General features: G+C 68.1%; 19 protein-coding genes. 5 read left to right on the top strand and 14 right to left on the bottom strand.

All coding sequences use genetic code 11. The annotated features are described in order from the left end of the window. Nucleotides 1-12: 12 nt before the first annotated feature. The 3 genes from ABQ137_RS02435 to ABQ137_RS02425 all read right to left on the bottom strand — a co-directional run bounded on the left by ABQ137_RS02435 (nt 13) and on the right by ABQ137_RS02425 (nt 2,074). On the bottom strand, nt 13-432 hold the full coding sequence (locus ABQ137_RS02435; protein WP_065047020.1) for a nuclear transport factor 2 family protein: 420 nt from the start codon (nt 430-432) through the stop codon (nt 13-15). Nucleotides 433-512: 80 nt separating this feature from the next. After that, nucleotides 513-1,130, bottom strand: a complete 618-nt coding sequence (locus ABQ137_RS02430) for a YdcF family protein (RefSeq protein WP_026064498.1) — start codon at nt 1,128-1,130, stop codon at nt 513-515. Beyond that, the gene (locus ABQ137_RS02425; protein ID WP_349781063.1) at nt 1,115-2,074 is read right to left on the bottom strand and encodes a pyridoxal-phosphate dependent enzyme; all 960 of its coding nucleotides are present in this window, start codon (nt 2,072-2,074) and stop codon (nt 1,115-1,117) included. The genes ABQ137_RS02430 and ABQ137_RS02425 overlap by 16 nt, the downstream gene beginning before the upstream one ends. A gap of 157 nt (nt 2,075-2,231) precedes the next feature. On the opposite strand from ABQ137_RS02425, the gene ABQ137_RS02420 reads away from it, so the two are divergent. The 3 genes from ABQ137_RS02420 to ABQ137_RS02410 all read left to right on the top strand — a co-directional run bounded on the left by ABQ137_RS02420 (nt 2,232) and on the right by ABQ137_RS02410 (nt 6,106). Continuing rightward, entirely contained in the window at nt 2,232-2,690 is a 459-nt protein-coding gene (locus ABQ137_RS02420; RefSeq protein WP_349781062.1) for a hypothetical protein, read from the top strand. 581 nt (nt 2,691-3,271) lie between these two features. After that, on the top strand, nt 3,272-5,176 hold the full coding sequence (gene mnmG, locus ABQ137_RS02415) for a tRNA uridine-5-carboxymethylaminomethyl(34) synthesis enzyme MnmG (protein ID WP_349781061.1): 1,905 nt from the start codon (nt 3,272-3,274) through the stop codon (nt 5,174-5,176). 219 nt (nt 5,177-5,395) lie between these two features. Continuing rightward, entirely contained in the window at nt 5,396-6,106 is a 711-nt protein-coding gene (locus tag ABQ137_RS02410; protein ID WP_503021192.1) for a DUF2490 domain-containing protein, read from the top strand. 131 nt (nt 6,107-6,237) lie between these two features. Here ABQ137_RS02410 and ABQ137_RS02405 read toward each other — a convergent pair whose 3' ends face one another. Next, nucleotides 6,238-7,206: an alpha/beta hydrolase gene (locus tag ABQ137_RS02405; RefSeq protein ID WP_024938782.1), complete on the bottom strand. Its 969-nt coding sequence runs from the start codon at nt 7,204-7,206 to the stop codon at nt 6,238-6,240. Here ABQ137_RS02405 and ABQ137_RS02400 point away from each other — a divergent pair. Next, nucleotides 7,150-7,500, top strand: a complete 351-nt coding sequence (locus ABQ137_RS02400; RefSeq protein WP_349781541.1) for a hypothetical protein — start codon at nt 7,150-7,152, stop codon at nt 7,498-7,500. The genes ABQ137_RS02405 and ABQ137_RS02400 overlap by 57 nt on opposite strands. Nucleotides 7,501-7,530: 30 nt before the next feature. On the opposite strand, the gene ABQ137_RS02395 is transcribed toward ABQ137_RS02400, so the two are convergent. Continuing rightward, nucleotides 7,531-8,391, bottom strand: a complete 861-nt coding sequence (locus tag ABQ137_RS02395; RefSeq protein ID WP_039517307.1) for a PA4780 family RIO1-like protein kinase — start codon at nt 8,389-8,391, stop codon at nt 7,531-7,533. A 147-nt stretch (nt 8,392-8,538) separates the two neighbouring features. On the opposite strand from ABQ137_RS02395, the gene ABQ137_RS02390 reads away from it, so the two are divergent. Then, complete coding sequence (locus ABQ137_RS02390; RefSeq protein WP_024938784.1) at nt 8,539-9,396, top strand: IclR family transcriptional regulator domain-containing protein; 858 nt, start codon at nt 8,539-8,541, stop codon at nt 9,394-9,396. A 16-nt stretch (nt 9,397-9,412) separates the two neighbouring features. On the opposite strand, the gene ABQ137_RS02385 is transcribed toward ABQ137_RS02390, so the two are convergent. The 9 genes from ABQ137_RS02385 to ABQ137_RS02345 all read right to left on the bottom strand — a co-directional run bounded on the left by ABQ137_RS02385 (nt 9,413) and on the right by ABQ137_RS02345 (nt 17,961). Next, a complete protein-coding gene (locus ABQ137_RS02385; RefSeq protein WP_349781508.1) occupies nt 9,413-10,339 on the bottom strand; it encodes an alpha/beta hydrolase in 927 nt (308 codons plus the stop codon). A gap of 264 nt (nt 10,340-10,603) precedes the next feature. Next, nucleotides 10,604-11,008 (bottom strand): 4-carboxymuconolactone decarboxylase, encoded by a 405-nt coding sequence (gene pcaC / locus ABQ137_RS02380; RefSeq protein WP_184432373.1) that lies wholly within the window; start codon nt 11,006-11,008, stop codon nt 10,604-10,606. Nucleotides 11,009-11,257: 249 nt separating this feature from the next. Next, nucleotides 11,258-12,046: a 3-oxoadipate enol-lactonase gene (gene pcaD, locus ABQ137_RS02375; protein WP_024938787.1), complete on the bottom strand. Its 789-nt coding sequence runs from the start codon at nt 12,044-12,046 to the stop codon at nt 11,258-11,260. A gap of 10 nt (nt 12,047-12,056) precedes the next feature. Beyond that, nucleotides 12,057-13,409: a 3-carboxy-cis,cis-muconate cycloisomerase gene (locus ABQ137_RS02370; protein WP_503021182.1), complete on the bottom strand. Its 1,353-nt coding sequence runs from the start codon at nt 13,407-13,409 to the stop codon at nt 12,057-12,059. 320 nt (nt 13,410-13,729) lie between these two features. After that, on the bottom strand, nt 13,730-14,293 hold the full coding sequence (gene pcaG / locus ABQ137_RS02365; RefSeq protein ID WP_349781059.1) for a protocatechuate 3,4-dioxygenase subunit alpha: 564 nt from the start codon (nt 14,291-14,293) through the stop codon (nt 13,730-13,732). 4 nt (nt 14,294-14,297) lie between these two features. Further along, nucleotides 14,298-15,026, bottom strand: a complete 729-nt coding sequence (pcaH, locus tag ABQ137_RS02360; protein ID WP_054591148.1) for a protocatechuate 3,4-dioxygenase subunit beta — start codon at nt 15,024-15,026, stop codon at nt 14,298-14,300. 81 nt (nt 15,027-15,107) lie between these two features. Then, nucleotides 15,108-16,316: a 3-oxoadipyl-CoA thiolase gene (pcaF, locus tag ABQ137_RS02355; RefSeq protein WP_054591149.1), complete on the bottom strand. Its 1,209-nt coding sequence runs from the start codon at nt 16,314-16,316 to the stop codon at nt 15,108-15,110. Then, complete coding sequence (locus ABQ137_RS02350; protein ID WP_054591150.1) at nt 16,313-17,101, bottom strand: CoA-transferase subunit beta; 789 nt, start codon at nt 17,099-17,101, stop codon at nt 16,313-16,315. The genes pcaF and ABQ137_RS02350 overlap by 4 nt, the downstream gene beginning before the upstream one ends. Continuing rightward, nucleotides 17,098-17,961 carry a CoA transferase subunit A gene (locus ABQ137_RS02345; protein ID WP_024938793.1) on the bottom strand — a complete coding sequence of 288 codons (864 nt, stop codon included), beginning with the start codon at nt 17,959-17,961 and terminating at the stop codon, nt 17,098-17,100. The genes ABQ137_RS02350 and ABQ137_RS02345 overlap by 4 nt, the downstream gene beginning before the upstream one ends. Between the last annotated feature and the right edge of the window lie 186 nt (nt 17,962-18,147).

Genomic DNA, 18,147 nt, shown 5'->3' with positions numbered 1-18,147 from the left:
CGGTCGATGCGCTCAGCGCGACACCTGCGCGATCCATTCCTGCAGGTTGTAGTAGTTGGTGACGCGGGTGATCTTGCCGTCGCGCACATCGAAGAACGCACCACCCGGCAGCACATAGGTCTGCCCATTGGCTTCCGGCAGGCCTTCGTCGGTGGTGTGGTAGACCCCGTGCACCACGTACTCGGCACCGACCCGGGTGCCATCCTCGTTGGCGGTGATCACGATGTCGCGCAGCTGCTCGCGGTAACTGTCGTTCATGCGCTGCAGGAAGGCGGCAAATTCCGCCCGGCCGATCTCGCGCGGGCCCTGGTTGAGATCGTGCGCGACGTCCTCGGCCAGGAACGCCAGCATGGCGTCCCAATCGCCGCGGTTGAATGCCGCGTAATAGGCCTGGACCAGGCCGGTGGCGTGTTGCCGATTGCGCTCGCTCATGCTCGAACCTGCCGCTGGGAAAGCGGCATCATAGAGCGCGTTTTGCGCTTCAACACGCCTGCCCTGCGGCATACCCGGCGTCAGGCGCCCTGCACCACCAGATCGCGATGGAAGTAATAGACCTCCTGCAGCAGGAAGCGCCAGCTGGTGTGGAAGCTGCGAAAGCGCGTGCTGGGCGTGGAAGAGGCCAGCGCGTCCACCCCCAGCTCATCGCTCAGCCGCAGCGCGCGCGCCATGTGCAACGGGTCGCTGACGATGATCGCCCGGTGCATGCCGTGCCGGTCCATCAGCGCGCGTGCCTGCTGCAGATTCTGCCGGGTGGTGCGCGAGACCGTCTCGATCACGATCGCCTCCGGCGGTACGCCGTGGCGTAGCGCGTAGCGCCGCGCCACCTGCGATTCGGCAAAGCGCGCGCCATTGCCGAAGCCGCCGGTGAACAGCAGCCGCGGCGCGTAGCCCTGCGCGTACAGGTCCAGCGCATGCCGGATGCGCTCTTCGAACACCGGCGAAGGGCGCGCGTCGTAGGCAGCCGCGCCCAGCACGATGATCACGTCGGCCGGCGCGGCCTGGTCGCGATCGCCGACCCAGACGATCCAGCCGGCCACGCCCACCAGCCAGATCAGCGTCAGCATGCACAGGCGCCAGCACCAGCCCCACAGACCGATCCCACGCGACCGCCTGCTCACGCCGCGGCCCACGGCAGCGCATCCAGATCGACATTGCCGCCGGACAGGATCAGCCCGACCCGCCGCCCGGCAAAGCGCGCCGGGTCGCCCAGCACCGCTGCCAGCGCAATCGCCGAGGACGGCTCCACCACCTGTTTGAGCACCTGCCAGATCAGCCGCATCGCCTGCACCACCGCCGCATCGTCCACGGTGATCACCTGCGCGCCGGCGGCCTGCAACACTGCGAAATTGGGCGCACCCAGGGTGCCGCGCAGGCCGTCGCAGAGCGTGTCGGGCACGAAGTCGACCAGGCGCTCGCCGGCCGCCAGCGAGCGCGCGGTATCGGCCGCCCCGCTCGGCTCGGCCAGCACCAGCGCACAGCCCGGCGCCGATTGCAGCGCCAGCGCACTGCCGGCGGCCAGCCCACCGCCGCCGACCGGTGCCACCAGCACATCCAGCCCGCCGCTCTGCAGCAGCAGCTCCAGCGCGGCGGTGCCCTGCCCGGCGATCACCGCCGGGTCGGTATACGGATGCACCAGCGTCGCGCCGCTGCCGGCCTGGACGTCGGCACACATCTGCTCGCGCGCCGCGATGGTGGGCGCGCAACGCCACAGCGTGGCGCCGTGACGGGAAATATTGGCCAGCTTGGCGGCCACCGCGCCTTCAGGCACCACCACGTGGCAGCCGATCCCGCGCGTGCGCGCGGCAAGTGCGAGTGCGGCGCCGTGATTGCCGGACGAATGGGTGACCACCCCACGCGCGGCCAGCTCCTCCGGCAACGACCACACCGCGTTGCAGGCGCCACGGAACTTGAAGGCGCCGCTGCGCTGCAGGTGTTCGGCCTTGAAGAACAGCTGCGCACCGCAGAGGGCGTCCAGGCTGTGCGAGTTCAGCAGCGGTGTCGGCACGCACTGCGGCGCGATGCGCGCAGCAGCTTGCAGGACGTCGGAATGGGCAAGCGGGACCGTCTCGATCATGCCTGCAAGATTAACGTATCGTCCCCGCCTTCACGGCTGCACGCGCGGCACCCGCGCATGCTGGATCGATGCAGAAGCACCACATTGCGGCACAGTTAAGGACCGATTCAATGCATCGGTTCGAAAGTGACACCATGGTTGCAGGAGGGCACCATCCATGAAATTCCGTCTGATCTTCGCCGCCGGGCTACTGGCCCTGGGCGGCTGCACAACCTACGACTACACCGGTGCGGGGTCGGGCGGCTATTACCGCGGCGCGCCCGCGGTGCAGTACCGCTATCCGCCGGGGTACTCGCCATATTTCTACGGCAACCCCTACGGTTACCCTTACGGCGCCGGTTCGATCGGGCTGTACGACTACCCGGCGTATCCGGTCTACCGCGGTGGCTATTACTACCGCCAGAACGATCGCCGCCCGCAGTACCGGCCGCCACGTCCGCGCGGCTCGTTCAACAATGGGCCCCGTCCCAACGGCCCGCGCCCGCAACAGCCCAATCGCCCACCGGCGACTGGCGCTCCGCCGTCGCGGCCGCCTCGCATCGGTGCGCCGCCGCGGGTGATCCGCGAGATTCAACGGCAGACCGCGCCGCGCAACACACGTGAGCAGATTCCCTGAGTTGCTGACTGCGACGTGGCCCACAAATGGCGATGTTGGGGGCTTGCGTTCAGCCGGCACTTGGTCGCAAGCTAGGCGCTCTGTGTGACCCGCCACGTCATGTTTTGACCCGGCCGGGCGCACTGACCGACTTATGTCGATGTCCGACAGGGAAATCTGGATCCCCCCTGTTCCGGCCCTGTCGGATATCGGCGCCTCCAACGCATAAAGCCCCGGCATGCCGGGGCTTTATGTTTTTGTCGTGCGGTCCGCTCTGGCGCACCTGGGCACCCCGTTCGAGCAGCCAGGGCTGCGGCGGGCGGTGGAGCGCGGAAAAAAATAAGGGTCGGCAGTCCCCCGACTACCGACCCTTACGCTACCCCATCGCACGCGTGGCTGGCCCCTGTTCCAATTCCAGCCTTGCGCCCATGTCGCAATGCCACGACGGGTGCACTAGGGATATCCGCACGGAACATGCCAACTTGAGAGCCAGTGTTCGATGATGTGATCTACATCACATTTTTATCCGTCGAGTGACCTTACTCGCCCTTCAGCCGATACTTTCGCGGCCGCCAACCTCCTTCTGCTCCTGGTCCACGCCCATGTCCGACTCCTTCTATCGCTACGACGTCATCGTGATCGGCGGCGGCCATGCCGGCACCGAGGCGGCGCTGGCCTCCGCGCGCGCCGGTGCGCGCACCTTGCTGCTGACCCACAACATCGAGACGGTGGGCGCGATGAGCTGCAACCCGGCCATCGGCGGGATCGGCAAGGGCCATCTGGTCAAGGAGATCGACGCGCTGGGCGGGGCGATGGCACGCGCGGCGGATCAGGCCGGCATCCAGTGGCGCACGCTCAATGCCTCCAAGGGGCCAGCGGTGCGCGCCACCCGTTGCCAGGCCGACCGCAACCTCTACCGCAACGCCATCCGCCGCATCGTCGAGGCGCAGCCCAACCTGACCGTGTTCCAGGCGGCGGTGGACGATCTGATCATCCACAACGGCGCCGCCGAAGCCGACGGCGTGCGCGGCGTGATCACCCAGACCGGGCTGCGCTTCGAAGCGCCTTCGGTGGTGCTGACCGCCGGCACCTTCCTGGCCGGCAAGATCCACGTCGGCGAGACCCAGTACGCGGCCGGACGCATGGGCGACCCGCCGGCCACCACGCTGGCCGCGCGTCTGCGCGAGCGGCCGTTCGCGATCGACCGGCTCAAGACCGGCACCCCGCCGCGCATCGACGGGCGCACGCTCGACTACAGCGTGATGGCCGAACAACCCGGCGACGATCCGCTGCCGGTGATGTCATTCATGGGCCAGCTCGGCGATCACCCGCGCCAGGTCAGCTGCTGGATCACCCAGACCACCGAACAGACCCACGACATCATCCGCAGCGCGCTGCATCGCTCGCCGCTGTATTCCGGGCAGATCGAGGGCATCGGCCCGCGTTACTGCCCGTCGATCGAAGACAAGGTGGTGCGCTTTGCCGAGAAGAGCAGCCACCAGATCTTCGTCGAGCCCGAAGGCCTGGAAGTGGCCGAGATCTACCCCAACGGCATCTCCACCTCGTTGCCGTTCGACGTGCAGCTGGCATTGGTGCGCTCGATCCACGGGTTTGCACAGGCGCATATCACCCGCCCCGGCTATGCGATCGAATACGACTTCTTCGACCCGCGCGGGCTCAAGGCCTCGCTGGAAACCAAGGCGGTGGGCGGGTTGTTCTTCGCCGGGCAGATCAATGGCACCACCGGGTACGAGGAGGCCGCCGCACAGGGCCTGCTGGCCGGGCTCAATGCCGCGCGCCATGTGCAGGGCTTGCCGGCGTGGTCGCCGCGCCGCGACGAGGCCTACCTGGGCGTGCTGGTGGACGATCTGATCACCCACGGCACCACCGAGCCGTATCGCATGTTCACCAGCCGCGCCGAATACCGCCTGCAGCTGCGCGAGGACAACGCCGATGCGCGCCTCACCGGCGTCGGCCGCGCGATGGGCTTGGTCGACGATGCGCGCTGGGCGCGCTTCTCCGCCAAGCAGGAGGCGGTGCAGCGCGAAAGCGCGCGCCTGTCGGTGCTGTGGGCGACCCCGGGTAATGCACTGGGCCGCGAAGTGGCCCAGACCCTGGGCGTGGCGGTGAGCCGCGAAACCAACGTGCTGGACCTGATCAAGCGCCCCGAACTCAATTACGCCGCGCTGATGCGCGTGCCGACGCTGGGGCCGGGCGTGGACGATGCGCAGGTGGCCGAGCAGGTGGAGATCAGCGTCAAATACGCCGGTTACCTGGACCGCCAGCGCGACGACATCGCACGCCAGCAGCGCCACGAAACCACGCCGATTCCGGATGGATTCGATTATGCCGGCGTGCGCGGGCTGTCGATCGAGGTGCAGCAGAAACTCGAGCGCGTGCGCCCGCAAAGCATCGGCCAGGCGCAACGCATTGCCGGCATGACGCCGGCGGCGATCTCGTTGCTGCTGGTGCATCTGGAGCGGGCGCGCCGCAGCCAGGTGGCGTAAGCGCTCGCCGGTGCGTGGGCAGCTGCATGGCGGCTGCCTGTTCGGACGCATGCGTTTACACGCGGCACACGCGTGAATGTTTGTCAGCGGATGTCATGGCGCGACGGCATGTCGCCGCAAGCGAAGCAACACGCCGGTATCGCAGCGGCGGTGCCGAAAAGCGCGATGGAGGTCGCGAACGAGTTGGTATGCTCCGGCACCACCGACGACTTCCTGACGATGAACAGACTGCGCGCGCTGCTGACGGCCAGCTACCGGATCGCCTGCCCCGCCCTGCTGCTGATGCTGGGCGGCACCTCGCAAGCGGCCGCGCAGACCGAGGAAGACGGGCGTTACTGGCTGAGCGTGTATGCCCAGGGCAAGCTGCCGGTCGAAAACCTGTACTGGAGCATGGATGTGCACCCTCGCTGGCGCGAAGAGGGCGAACAGTTCGACCAGTTGATCCTGCGCCCTGCGGTGTTTTACCGGTTCACTCCCAAGGCCAGTGTCTGGATGGGCTATGACACCATCATCAGCCACCCGGCCGGGCAGTCCTCCAACCGCGAAAATCGCTGGTGGGGGCAGTTTCAATATCAGTTCGATCCGATTGCCAATATCACCATCACCAGTCGCACCCGCCTGGAGCAGCGGCACCGCGAAGGTTTCAGCGACGAAGGGTATCGGGTGCGCCAGATGATCAGGGCGGTCCGGCCCAGTGCATTGTCTGCGCAACTGTCGTGGGTGGCCTTCAACGAACTGTTCGTCAATCTCGACCACACCGAGTGGGGCGCCCGGCGCGGTGTGGACCAGAACCGCGTCTTCGTCGGCATCAACTGGAAGTTCAACGACATTGCCAATGTCGACGTCGGTTATCTGAATCAGTTCGTCAACACCAGCACGGTGGACCGCGAAAACCACGTGCTGATGACCACGTTCCGCTTCAACTTCTGAGCCTGCTGGCGGCCCGCAGGACTTGCGCACCTGCAAGCCTGCATCGTCGTCTTTCCCTCGCGCGGTGATCCACATGCGGGCATGGCTGCAGCGCTGCGGCAGCGCGCGCATGGCACGCCTGCCGCACGCCCTTATGCGGCCCTGCGCTCGACGGCGGGCAGCAAGCGCTGGCGCAGCAGCAGCGCTGCCATCTCCAGCGTTTCGCCGGCGGCGCGCAGGACGCCGCCCATATTGATGAAGCCGTGGATCATGCCGGGAAAGCTGTGCAGGGTGACTTCCACACCGGCGGCGCGCAGGCGTTCGGCATAGCTGCGGCCTTCGTCGTAGAGCATGTCGCGCTCGCCCACGATGACCAGTGCGGGCGCAACGCCGGCCACCTCCGGCACCAGCATCGGCGAGACGCGCCAGTCCTGTGCAATGGCCGGGTCGGGCAACAGATGACGATTGAAGAAGCGCACTGCCTCTGTGGTCAGCGGCGGCAGGCCGGCGTTATGTGATCGCGACGGGTATTGGCCGTTGTCCTCGCGCGCATCGGTGAGCGGATACACCAGCACCTGGCAGCGCAACGCGATCCCGGCATCGCGCGCGGCCAGCGCCGCGACTGCGGCCATGGCCCCGCCGATGCTGTCGCCGGCCACGGCCAGGCGCTGCACGTCGGCACCGACCGCATCGGGCTGGGCAACCAGCCAGTGCAGGGTCGCAATCACGTCCTCCACGCCGGCCGGCGCGGGATGTTCCGGCGCCAGGCGATAGTCGACCGCCAGCAGCTGGCAGCCGGCGCGCGCCGCCAGTTGCCGGCAGACGTCGTCGTGGGAGTCGAGGTCGCCCACCACACCGCCGCCGCCGTGCACGAACAGGCAGGTCGGGGCCGGACCGGCAGCCAGCCCGGACGGGCGATACAGACGCAGACGCACCGGGCCGGCAGCGGTGCCGGCCTGCAGGTCGCGCACCTCGGCCATCTCCACACGCGAAAAGCCCAGCTGCGTGCCGAGTGCACGCATCATTGCGCGCGCGCCCTCGATCGGCAGGGTTTCCATCGGTGGTTGAGCGGCGTGTTGAAGCTGGGCAAACAGGCGCACGACATCGGGATCAAACGACATGGCGGACTCTCCAGGAGACGATGGCTGAGCCTGCCAGATACTTATGATCAATCACCATTCAACGCCATCAATTATTTCAATGGCGGTGCCGGAGATGCGCGGCAGTACCGCAAAAACCCCGTGCTGCCGATGCATGCGCCTGCCATGGCGATGCCTGGCGAACAGTCGCATCATCAGCATCTGTTGGTTTTTTGCTGCACTGCATCGTGGCTGCGCGCCTGCATCGGCACGCACCTGCATGACAGTCGTGAGCGATGCATGCCGGCATGCGCGCCAACTGTGTCGCTGCTGTGACGCCGCATCGCGCGCGAACGCAACAGCGGCCTAGTCGTCGTCCTCGGCAGCGGCCTCGCGGCCCTGCTGACGGATGAGGTTTTCCTGGCGTGCGTCCTCGATCGAGGCGCGGATGGCACGCACGTCGGCGCGGCGGGTGTCGAACTTGAAGCGGCCGGTCAGCACGCTGTCCGGGCGCAGCTCGCCCTTTTCGAACAGCGCCCACATCTCTTCGCCGTAATGGGTGTCCAGCAACTCCGGGGCGAAGCGGCCGAGGCAGTCGCGCAGGTTGTGCACATCGCGCAGCAGCATGTCGCGTGCGGCGTTGTTGCCGGCAGCACTGACCACCTGCGGGAAATCGATCAGCACCGGGCCCTCGGGCGAGACCAGCACGTTGTATTCGGACAGGTCGCCGTGCACCAGGCCCAGCGACAGCATCTTGACCACATCGCCGATCAGGCTGGCGTGGAAGCTGCGCGCCTGCTCCGGCTCCAGGTCCACTTCGCCCAGCCGCGGTGCGCTGTGGCCGGCCTCGTCGGTGACCAGGTCCATCAGCAGCACGCCGTGGAAATAGCCGCGCGGCTTAGGCACGTGCACGCTGGCGTCCATCAGTTGATAGAGCACCTCGGCTTCGGTGTTCTTCCATGCGGTCTCGGCTTCGCGCCGGCCGAACTTGGTGGCCTTGCCCATCGCGCGCGCCTGCCGGCTGCCACGCACCTTGCGGCCTTCCTGATATTGCACGCGCGCCTGGAAACTGCGTTGCGCCATGTCCTTGTAGACCTTGGCGCACAGGATGTCGGCGCCCGTACTGACCACATAGACGGATGCTTCCTTGCCGCTCTTCAGTGGTCGCAACACTTCGTCGATGATGCCGTCGTCGATCAGCGGTTGCAGGCCCTTGGGGGTTTTCATGGACTAAGGAGACCGATCCGAAACAAACCAGCAACGATTATGCGGCAACCAGGGTGAAGCGCTTACATGTCCGGGCACAAGCTGCGACCGGGGGCATGTATCGGCGTGAGCGCTTACCATGCACGGACCCGTCCAAGCTGCGATCCGATGCCCGAGCCCGCCTCCAGCCGCCGCAAACCCACCACCACCGTGGCCACCGCCGGGAGCGAACGCGGCCTGCCGCATGAGTTGATGCAGCAGATCGCCGCCGCCCAGGGCGACCCGGACTTCATGACCTCGCTGGGCCGCGGGCTGGTGGTGCTGAGCGTGTTCGCCCAGCACGCGCGCGAGGTGACGATGTCGCAGATCAGCCTGGAAACCGGCATCTCGCGTGCGGCGGTGCGGCGGGTGCTGCATACCCTGGCCAGGCTGGGCTATGTCGGCGAGCAGGGCCGCGGCTACGTGCTGCTGCCGCGCGTGCTGGGGATCGGCGGTGCGTATGCGGCATCTTCGTCGATGACCGCGGCGGCGCAGCCGGTGCTGGACGGGCTGCGCGACCAGTTGCACGAATCCTGCTCGCTGGGCGTGCTGGACGGCGACGACCTGCTGTACGTGGCGCGTGCCGAGACGGTGCGCATCATGTCGATCGGGCTGCGCCCGGGCACACGCCTGCCGGCCTACTGCACCTCGATGGGCCGCGTCCTGTTGGCCGCCCTGCCCGGCGACACCTTGCAGGCGTACCTGGAGCGCACCACGCTGCGCCCGCGCACCGACCGCACCGTGACCCAGGCGTCTGCACTGCTGGAAGTGCTGGCGCGCACGCGCCGCGAAGGCATGTGCCTGACCGACCAGGAACTGGAAATCGGCCTGCGCTCGATCGCGGTGCCGGTGCGCAACCTGCGCGGCGAGGTGATCGCCGCGCTCAACATCGGCGCCCAGGCCGGGCGCGTGAGCCTGCAGACGATGCAGACGCTGCTGGAGCCGTTGAAACAGGCGGCGCAGCGGCTGGGTGCGTTGTTGAGTTAGTCGCCGGCGGGCGCGCTCAGCGCGGCCGGCGCAGGAAGCTCACCACCGCATCCACCCAGGCGGCATGGGTGTCCTCGACATGCGCCACGTGATCGGCGTGCGGCAGCGTGACCCAGCTGCGGTCTTCGCTGCGCAGGCGTGCGTACAGGTGCGCGTTGTCCGCCTGGGTCGCGATGGGATCGTCGACGCCACGCAGCAGCAAGACCGGCAGCGTGGTCACCTGCTCCGGCTGGAAGGCGAACTGCTCCATCGCGCGCCAGTCGGTGCGCACCGGGTCGGCCGATACCGCCTGCGCCACATAGGCCGCACGCACGCTAGGCGGTGCGGCGTTAGCGGTGATGAAATCCTCGCCGGCCGCCGCGGCCGTGGTGCGCGCACGCAATGGCTGCGCCGGCGCCGGGGTGGTGTCGGGCGCTGCGTCGACATCGTCGGGGAAGCCGTACAGCACCAGCGCCGACACTGCCTGCGGATGTTGCTGACCGATCAGCAGCGCCACCCGCGCACCATTGGAATAACCGAGCAGCGCCGGCGGCGGCAGCTGCGGGTGCTGGTGGGCAACCCAGCTCAGCACCGTATCGACATCGGCCACGGCGCGCGCGGGCGTGTTCCAGCCGCTGCGATCGCGCGCACTGCCGCCGTAGCCGCGCAGATCGACCGCATAGGCGGCGTAACCGGCCTGCGCCAATGCCGCCAGCACCGAGCGCGCATCGCGCGGCTCGTCGGCAACCTGCAGATCGAAATTGGGCAACGCACTCCAGGTGCGCCCATGCACCAGCAGGATCGTGCCGCGCGGCTGCGCGGGGACGCGCGACCACACCGCCAGCGTCTGGCCATCGTCGGCGCGCACCTGCGCCAGCTCGGTCCCGGGCCCGGGATGCGGTTGTGCCTGCAGCCCGGATGCGGTGAGCAGCAGCAAAAGCAAACAAACGGTACGCGGCAGCATCGGCAACCCCATGGGAAATGTCCTGTGCGAACGGAAGCGGTGGTCCGTTGCGGTACGTGCATCATCCCGTCGTCGATGGGTGATGTCATCAGGCGATGTGTATACGGGATGGCCAGGGTGCAACGCAGTGCGCGCGCTAGATCGCCCCCCTGCCCGGCGTGCCATCAGTGCAGGCCAGGGACACAGCTAACCGAACCGGTCGCATTTGCGCCGCATGCCGCGCAAATGCAGCGTGCCTGCTGCACTCACGCGTCGCCGTGGCCGTCAGCCTTCGCGCACCGGCTGTTCTTCGCCGGCCTGCTCCTCGAGGATGGGCTTGGCCAGCGCGAAGGCATGGTTGGCGGCAGGCACGCCGCAATAGACCGCGGCCTGCAGCAGGACTTCCTTGATCTGCTCGGGCGTGACGCCGTTGTTGCGCGCGGCGCGCACGTGCAGCTTGAACTCCTCGTCGTGGCCCAACGCCACCATCATCGCCAGGGTCAGCAGCGAGCGGGTGTGCGCGGGCAGGCCATCGCGGGTCCAGATGGTGCCCCAGGCGTAGCGGGTGATCAGCGTTTGGAACTCGTCGGTGAACTCGGTGCGTGCGGCCAGCGAGCGCTCGACATGCGCATCGCCCAGGACGCGTCGGCGCTCGCGCAAGCCCGCCTGGTAACGCTCGTCTTCGTGCATTGGAAATCTCTCCTGCGTGGGAATTGGGAATTGGGAATTGGGAATCGGGAATCGGGATGCTGGCGGCGATCGCAGGGCAAGCGCTGGGATATCAGGTGCATTGGTTGCGATTGATGTCGCCGGCGACAGGCAGCTGGCCGTGGTCAGCTGGGCGCAGATGCAACGCATGAGCGGGAATGACGAGCGTCGTGTGTGCCGAATCGGGGTGACGGCTGCATGCGTCCGGCAGCTGCCTGGCCGGGTGGAGGGTCACACGCGGTCGGCCTGCAGAAAGCCCAGCACGCTGTGGTTGAACGCGGCCGGCGACTCCAGGTTGCAGATGTGCCGGCCGGGCACCTGTGCGTAGTGGCCGTGCGGGGCGGCGTAGGCGATCTCGCGCAGATCGGCCGGCGGACAGACCGGGTCGTCGTCGCCGGCCAGTGCGAGCAGTGGCAGCTCCAGCGTGTCCAGCGCGCCGCGGAAGTCGGCGTCGGCCACCGCCTGGCAGCAGGCGATATAGCCCTGCGGCGATGTCGACACGAAGGCGGCCACGATCATGTCCAGGCGCTGCGCATGGCTGATGGCAAACGGTGGCGTGAACCAGCGTTGCAAGGTGGCATCGACCAGCCCCGGCAGGCCTTCGCTGCGCACCTGCTCGATGCGCGCGTTCCAGCTCTCGCTGCTGCCGATCTTCTGCGCGGTGGCGCACACCACCAGCCGGCGCAGGCGCTGCGGTGCATGCAGGCCCAGCCATTGCCCGGTGAGTCCGCCGATCGACAGGCCGCAGAAGTCGCTCTGCGCGATCTGCAACGCATCCCACAGCGCCAGCACGTCCTGGCCGAGGTCGGCAACCCGATACGGGCCGGGCGGCGTGTCCGAATCGCCATGGCCACGGCGGTCGTAGCGCAGGATGCGGTAATGCGGCGCAAACGCGGCGATCTGCACGTCCCACATGTGCAGGTCGGTGCCCAGCGAGTTGCAGAAGGTCAGCCAGGGGCGGCCCTCGGTGCCGTCGAGGCGGTAGTGCAGGCGATGCGTGGGCAACTGGAGATAAGCCATCGGAGCACCGTCAGCGGGATGAAGAAGCGGCCAGCACGCGATCGATCCAGACCGAGGACATGCCGCGCCAGCTGTCCACATCGAACACCGCCTGCAGTTGCGCCTGCGTGAGTACCGCGCTCACCTGCGCGTCGTCGCCAAGCACCTCGCGCAGATGGCGCTGCTGCGCCTGGGCGCGTGCCACCGCCTGTTCGACCAGCGCATGCGCCTGCGGCTTGCCGAGCCGTGGTGCCAGCGCGAACACCGCTGCCTCGGCGTACAGCACGCCGCCATGGCTGTGCAGGTGCGCGCGCATGGCCTCGCGGTCCAGTTGCAGGTCGGCCAGGCAGCCTTGCATCTGCGCCAGGCTGCCGGCGGTCAGGCACACGATCTGCGGCAAGGTCTCCCATTCGGCATGCCATTGCCCAGCGGCGCGCTCATGCGGCTGCGCCATCGCGCTGAACAAGGTCGCCACCAGGCCGGGCACGCGGGTGGCAGCAGCAACCGCGACGACGCTGGAGACCGGATTGCGCTTGTGCGGCATCGCCGAGGAGCCGCCCTTGCCGGCTGCGGCCGGCTCGAACACTTCGCCGACTTCCGACTGCATCAGCAACACCACGTCGCCGCCGATCTTGCCCAGCGTGCCGGCCAGCAGGCCGAACGCACAGCCGACCTCGACGAGGCGATCGCGTGCGGTATGCCACGGCATCGCGGGCAACGGCAGCGCCAGCGTGGTTGCCAGCGCCTGGGCGACATCCAGACCGCGCTCCTGCAACGACGCCAACGTGCCGGCCGCGCCCCCGAACTGCAGCACCAGGCCATCGTGCTGCAGGGCCTGCAGGCGCTGGTGCGCGCGCTGCAGCGCATCCAGCCAGGCGGCGACCTTGAGCCCGAACGTGACCGGCACCGCCTGCTGCAACAAGGTACGACCAGGCAGGCCGGTATTGCGTTCGCGCGCGGCCAGCGCAGCCAGCTCGGTGCACAGGCCCTGCAGGCGCGGCAGCAGCAGGTCGAGCGCGGCGCGCAGCTGCAGTACCGTGCCGGTGTCGATAACGTCCTGGCTGGTGGCGCCCCAGTGCACCCAGCGCGCGGCCTGCGCATCGTGGGCGGCCACGCGCGCGGTCAGCGCCTTGACCAATGGAATGGCGGGGTTGCCGGCAAGTGCGGTGGCCTGCGCCAGCGCGGCCAGATCGTAATGCTGCACGTCGCATGCGGCCGCAATGGCTTGCGCGGCCTCGGCGGGAATCACGCCGCATTGCGCCTGCGCGCGAGCGAGCGCGGATTCGAAGTGCAGCATTGCCTGCACCCGCGCCGTGTCATCAAACAACGCGTCGCAGGCAGGCTCGCCAAACAGGGATCCCAACAGGGAAGACGTCGCAGTCATGCATGGCCTCGGGTGGCGTGCCGTCAGCATGGCACCGATGCGCAAGAGTGCCAACTGGCGTGCGCGGTGCTGGGTGGTGTGCACGCGTGGTGGTCAGTGCGGGTCATGCGTGCTGCACGTTTGGACAAGGCGCGTGTCGCGGCGGGATCACGGCATCGCGCGCAGCTGCCACACGATCGCAATGGATCACCGAGGGCAGCGCGCGCTGGCACCCGCCTGCCCGGCGCGTGGCGACAGCTGCACCGCACCTGCAGGCAGGTGCAGGCGTGCTGCTCGCACGGAGACAACCATGCATGGCACCCCGCGCACCGACCGCGCGATCAATAGTTGAAGAACACCGTTTCCGCATCGCCCTGCATATGGATGTCCCACACGTAATCGCTGCCACCGCGCGATTGCGCCAGCAGCGTGCTACGGCGCTCGGCCGGCACCAGGGCCAGGATGGGGTCGCTGCCCAGCTGCGGATCGTCGGCGAAATACAGCCGCGTCGACACGCCGCGCAACAGCCCGCGCATGAAGACCAGCACGGTCAGATGCGCTGCCTGCAGCTTGCCATCCGGCCCGGCGACCTGGCCCGGCTTGACGGTGCTGAAGGAAAACCGCCCCTGCGCGTCGGTCGGCACGCGGCCCCAGCCATCGAAGCCGGGATCGTGCGCCTGGCAGCGCGTATCGGCGGCATGCGCATAGATGCCGGCCGCATCGGCCTGCCACAGCTCCAGCACTGCGTCGGCCACCGGGGCGCCGGCGCCATCGAACACGCAACCACTGACCTGCACGTGTGTACCCACGGCCTGCGCAGGCGCAAGTTGCGCGCGATACAGCGGCTCCAGCCCGAGCCGGTAATACGGGCCAACGGTTTGCGACGGGGTGGTGTGCAGGCTCATCGATTCACTCCCAGACCGTTTGCTTGCGACCGCGCAACACGATGTCGAAGCGGTAGGCCAGCGCGTATTCGCTCACCGCGTTTTCCCAGTCGAAGCTGGACACCATGCGTTCGCGCGCCTGCGCATCGTCCACGCAGTTGTAGATCGGGTCGTGCGCCAGCAACGGGTCGCCGGGGAAGTACATCTGTGTGATCAGCCGCTGCCCGATGCCATCGCCATGCAGCGAAAAATGGATATGCGCCGGCCGCCAGGCGTTGTAGTGATTGCGCCACGGATACGCGCCCGGCTTGATGGTCTTGAACGCGTAGCGGCCATGGTCGTCGGTGAGCACCTGGCCGGTGCCGCGGAAGTTTGGATCCAGCGGTGCGTCATGCCGGTCGCCGGCATGTTGATAGCGGCCGGCGGCATTGCATTGCCACACCTCGACCACGCTATTGCGCACCGGCTTGCCGTTTTCGTCGAGCACGCGGCCGGACACGATGATGCGCTCGCCCAATGGCTCGCCCGCAAAGCCGGCGGTGAGGTCGGCGGCATGCTCGCCCATGGTGAGCCGATTCAATTGCGGGCCGGTGACTTCCGACAGCGTGGCCGGGATATCGATGGGCGCACGCGTGGGGCCGCGCAATGCGGTGGATGCGTAGGGCAGATGCAGGTAGGCCGGCTGCGTGCCGATCCGCGGCCGGCGATAGCCGAGCAGCGGATCGATCGACGTGTCAGAGCTGGGGTCGCGCATGCGGGATCTCCATCGGTTGCGCTACGGCAGGATCAAAACGTGGGGTGTGCGGTCACGGCAGCGGCGGTTGCAATCGGCGCACTAGACGCGCTCGATCGCCAGCGCCACGCCCTGCCCGACCCCGATGCACATGCTGGCCAGCCCAAGCCGCCCATTGCCCGCCTCCAGTTGCCGCAACAAGGTCAACGCCAGCCGCGCGCCGCTCATGCCCAGGGGATGGCCCAGCGCGATGGCGCCGCCATTGGCGTTGACGTGCGCGGCATCGTCGGCCAGGCCGAACGCGCGCGTGCAGGCCAGCACCTGCGCGGCGAAGGCTTCATTGAGCTCGATCGCATCGAACTGCTCGATGCGCAGGCCCAGGCGCGCCAGCAGGCGCTGCGTGGCCGGTACCGGGCCGATGCCCATGTAGGCCGGCTCCACGCCCGCCGAGGCGAAGCCGAGCACACGTGCCCGCGGGGTCAGTCCATGCGCGTGCACGGCCTGCGCAGACGCCAGCAACAGGGCGGCAGCACCATCGTTCAGACCGGCCGCATTGCCAGCCGTCACCGTGCCGGGCTGGCGGAACACCGGCTTGAGCTTGGCCAGCATCTCGCCGGTGGTGTTCGGGCGCGGATGCTCGTCGCGATCGACCGCGCTTGCCTCGCCCCCTTTGCGTGCGGGCACCGGCACCGGGGTGATCTCTGCATCGAAGAAACCGGCCGCCTGTGCGGCGGCGGCGCGTTGCTGGCTGCGCAGCGCAAACGCGTCCTGGTCTTCGCGCGCGATGGCATGGCGCTGTGCCACGTTCTCCGCGGTCTCGCCCATCAGCTCCACCCCATAGGCGCCCTGCAGGCGCGGATTGATGAACCGCCAGCCCATGGTGGTGTCTTCCAGCTGTTGCGTGCGCGCGAACGCGCTCTCGGCCTTGCCCATGACCCAGGGCGCGCGGGTCATCGATTCGACCCCGCCGGCGATCGCCAGGCCCAGCTCGCCGGCACGGATGCCGCGCGCCACCGTGCCGACCGCATCCAGCCCCGAGCCGCACAGGCGATTGAGCGTGCTGCCCGGCACCGAACTGGGCAAGCCCGCCAGCAACAGACTCATGCGCGCGACATTGCGATTGTCCTCGCCGGCCTGATTTGCGCAGCCCAGGTACACGTCGTCGATCAGCGCCGGTTCCAGTTGCGGATTGCGTGCCATCAACGCGGCAATCGGTATCGCGCCCAGGTCGTCGGCGCGCACGCCGGCCAGGGCGCCGCCGTAGCGGCCGATCGGCGTGCGGATGCCATCGATCAGATAGACCTCGCTCATGCCTCGGCTCCGGCTGCCTGCTTGCCATGCGCTGCGTCGGTGCGTGCCTGCAGCGCGCGCAGCGCCTGCAGTTCCGCAGCGCTGGGTGGGGTGGTCTGCGCCAGATCGGCGGCGAAGCGGATCGGCCAGCCGGTGGCCGCGCTCACCTGCTCGCGGGTGCTGCCGGGATGCAGCGCGGTGACGGTGAGTTCGCGGGTCACGGGATCGGGCTCCATCACGCACAGGTCGGTGACGACCACGGTGGGGCCGGCGCCGGGCAGGCCGGCACGCTGCCGCGCATCGCCACCGTCCAGATGCCCGACCGTGGTGATGAAGTCCAGCGCGGGCACGAAGCTGCGTCTGGATTGGCGAATGATGATGAACACCTGTTTGGCGCTGGCCGCGATCTCCGGCGCACCGCCCGCGCCGGGCAGCCGCGTCTTGGGCGCGTCGTACTGGCCGATCACCGTGGTGTTGAGGTTGGCATGGCGATCGATCTGCGCCGCGCCCAGGAAGCCCACGTCAACGCGCCCGCCCTGCAGCCAGTAGCGGAAGATTTCCGGCGTGGAGACCACGGTGTCGGCGGTTTCGGCCAGTTCGCCGTCGCCGATCGACAACGGCAGCACCTCCGGGCGCGCGCCGATCGGGCCGGATTCGTAGATCAGGGTGACATCCGGCGCATGCGTCAGCCGCGCCAGGTTGGCGGCGGTGGATGGCAGGCCGATGCCGACAAAGCACACCGCGCCATCGGGCAGGCGCCGCGCCGCCGCCACGGTCATCATCTCGTTGGTGCTGTAGTCGCTCATGCGGCCACCTGCAGCAGCGATTGCGCGTACACGCGCTGGAACGCGGCAAAGTCCTCGGTGTCGAGAATGTGCGTCTGGATCCACGCCTGGAAGCGGGCACGGTCGCGCGCAATCGCATCCCAGGCCAGGTAGAAGCGGTTGTCGCGGGCGTAATAACCGTGCGCGTACGACGGTGCCGCACCGCCGGGTACATGGCAAACCGCATCGACCACCCAGCGCGGCAGGATGCAGGCATTGGGCGGCGCATCCAGCGTGTCGACGATCTCTTCCACCGTGACGATCACCTTGCGCGCCGCCAGCGCGGCTTCCTTCTGCACGCCCAGGATGCCCCACAGCAGCACGTTGCCGCGGCGGTCGGCCTGCTGCGCATGGATCACGGTGACATCGGGCTTGACCGCCGGCGTGGTGGCCAGCGTCTCGCCGGTGTACGGGCATTGCAGGAACTTGATGCTGTCGTTGACGCGCGGCAGGTCCGAGCCGACATAGCCGCGCAGCACCGCGAACGGCAGGCCCGAGGCACCGGCCACGTACGCGTTGGCCATGTCGGCATGGCTGTGTTCGCGGATCTGCAGCGGCTGCGGCCACGCATGTTCGACCGCATCGCGCAGCCGGTGCAGCGAACCGACGCCGGGATTGCCGCCCCAGGAAAACCGCAATGCCGATGCACAACCGGCGCCGATCAACTGGTCGTAGATCAGGTCCGGCGTCATGCGCACCAGGTGCAGGTCGCGCTTGCGCTGGCGGATCACCTCGTGGCCAGCCGCATGCGGAATCAGATGGGTGAAGCCTTCCATCGCCACGCAGTCGCCATCGGCGATCAGCTGGGACACCGCTTCTGAAAGGGGGACGATCTGGGCCATTGCTTCGGTCCTGCGCAGCGAGCGTGTGGTCACGTTAGGCGCAGCTGCACGGCCCGGTCAATGCGATTATCGGTGCATCAATTCGATAATCGCACAATTTCGGCGAGCGACCGACGCTCCAACATTGTCTCCGGTGTATACATAACTTCGCTTGCAAGCAGACGCCAGCGCCGGCATGCGCGTCAA

Origin of the sequence: Xanthomonas sp. WHRI 8393 (genome assembly GCF_040203315.1) — a bacterium.
In the GTDB taxonomy this organism is placed as follows: Bacteria; Pseudomonadota; Gammaproteobacteria; order Xanthomonadales; family Xanthomonadaceae; genus Xanthomonas; species Xanthomonas arboricola.
Note: the sequence above shows the minus strand (reverse complement) of the source record. Positions and strands in the feature narration are given on the sequence as shown.

Coding starts and splice junctions, on each gene's coding strand:
- ABQ137_RS02435 (WP_065047020.1), bottom strand. CDS start 432: ATGAGCGAGCGCAATCGGCAACACGCCACCGGCCTGGTCCAGGCCTAT.
- ABQ137_RS02385 (WP_349781508.1), bottom strand. CDS start 10,339: ATGCTGCCGCGTACCGTTTGTTTGCTTTTGCTGCTGCTCACCGCATCC.
- ABQ137_RS02420 (WP_349781062.1), top strand. CDS start 2,232: ATGAAATTCCGTCTGATCTTCGCCGCCGGGCTACTGGCCCTGGGCGGC.
- mnmG (WP_349781061.1), top strand. CDS start 3,272: ATGTCCGACTCCTTCTATCGCTACGACGTCATCGTGATCGGCGGCGGC.
- pcaH (WP_054591148.1), bottom strand. CDS start 15,026: ATGCGCGACCCCAGCTCTGACACGTCGATCGATCCGCTGCTCGGCTAT.
- ABQ137_RS02410 (WP_503021192.1), top strand. CDS start 5,396: ATGAACAGACTGCGCGCGCTGCTGACGGCCAGCTACCGGATCGCCTGC.
- ABQ137_RS02345 (WP_024938793.1), bottom strand. CDS start 17,961: ATGGCCCAGATCGTCCCCCTTTCAGAAGCGGTGTCCCAGCTGATCGCC.
- pcaG (WP_349781059.1), bottom strand. CDS start 14,293: ATGAGCCTGCACACCACCCCGTCGCAAACCGTTGGCCCGTATTACCGG.
- pcaD (WP_024938787.1), bottom strand. CDS start 12,046: ATGGCTTATCTCCAGTTGCCCACGCATCGCCTGCACTACCGCCTCGAC.
- pcaF (WP_054591149.1), bottom strand. CDS start 16,316: ATGAGCGAGGTCTATCTGATCGATGGCATCCGCACGCCGATCGGCCGC.
- ABQ137_RS02350 (WP_054591150.1), bottom strand. CDS start 17,101: ATGAGCGACTACAGCACCAACGAGATGATGACCGTGGCGGCGGCGCGG.
- ABQ137_RS02370 (WP_503021182.1), bottom strand. CDS start 13,409: ATGACTGCGACGTCTTCCCTGTTGGGATCCCTGTTTGGCGAGCCTGCC.
- ABQ137_RS02425 (WP_349781063.1), bottom strand. CDS start 2,074: ATGATCGAGACGGTCCCGCTTGCCCATTCCGACGTCCTGCAAGCTGCT.
- pcaC (WP_184432373.1), bottom strand. CDS start 11,008: ATGCACGAAGACGAGCGTTACCAGGCGGGCTTGCGCGAGCGCCGACGC.
- ABQ137_RS02405 (WP_024938782.1), bottom strand. CDS start 7,206: ATGTCGTTTGATCCCGATGTCGTGCGCCTGTTTGCCCAGCTTCAACAC.
- ABQ137_RS02390 (WP_024938784.1), top strand. CDS start 8,539: ATGCCCGAGCCCGCCTCCAGCCGCCGCAAACCCACCACCACCGTGGCC.
- ABQ137_RS02395 (WP_039517307.1), bottom strand. CDS start 8,391: ATGAAAACCCCCAAGGGCCTGCAACCGCTGATCGACGACGGCATCATC.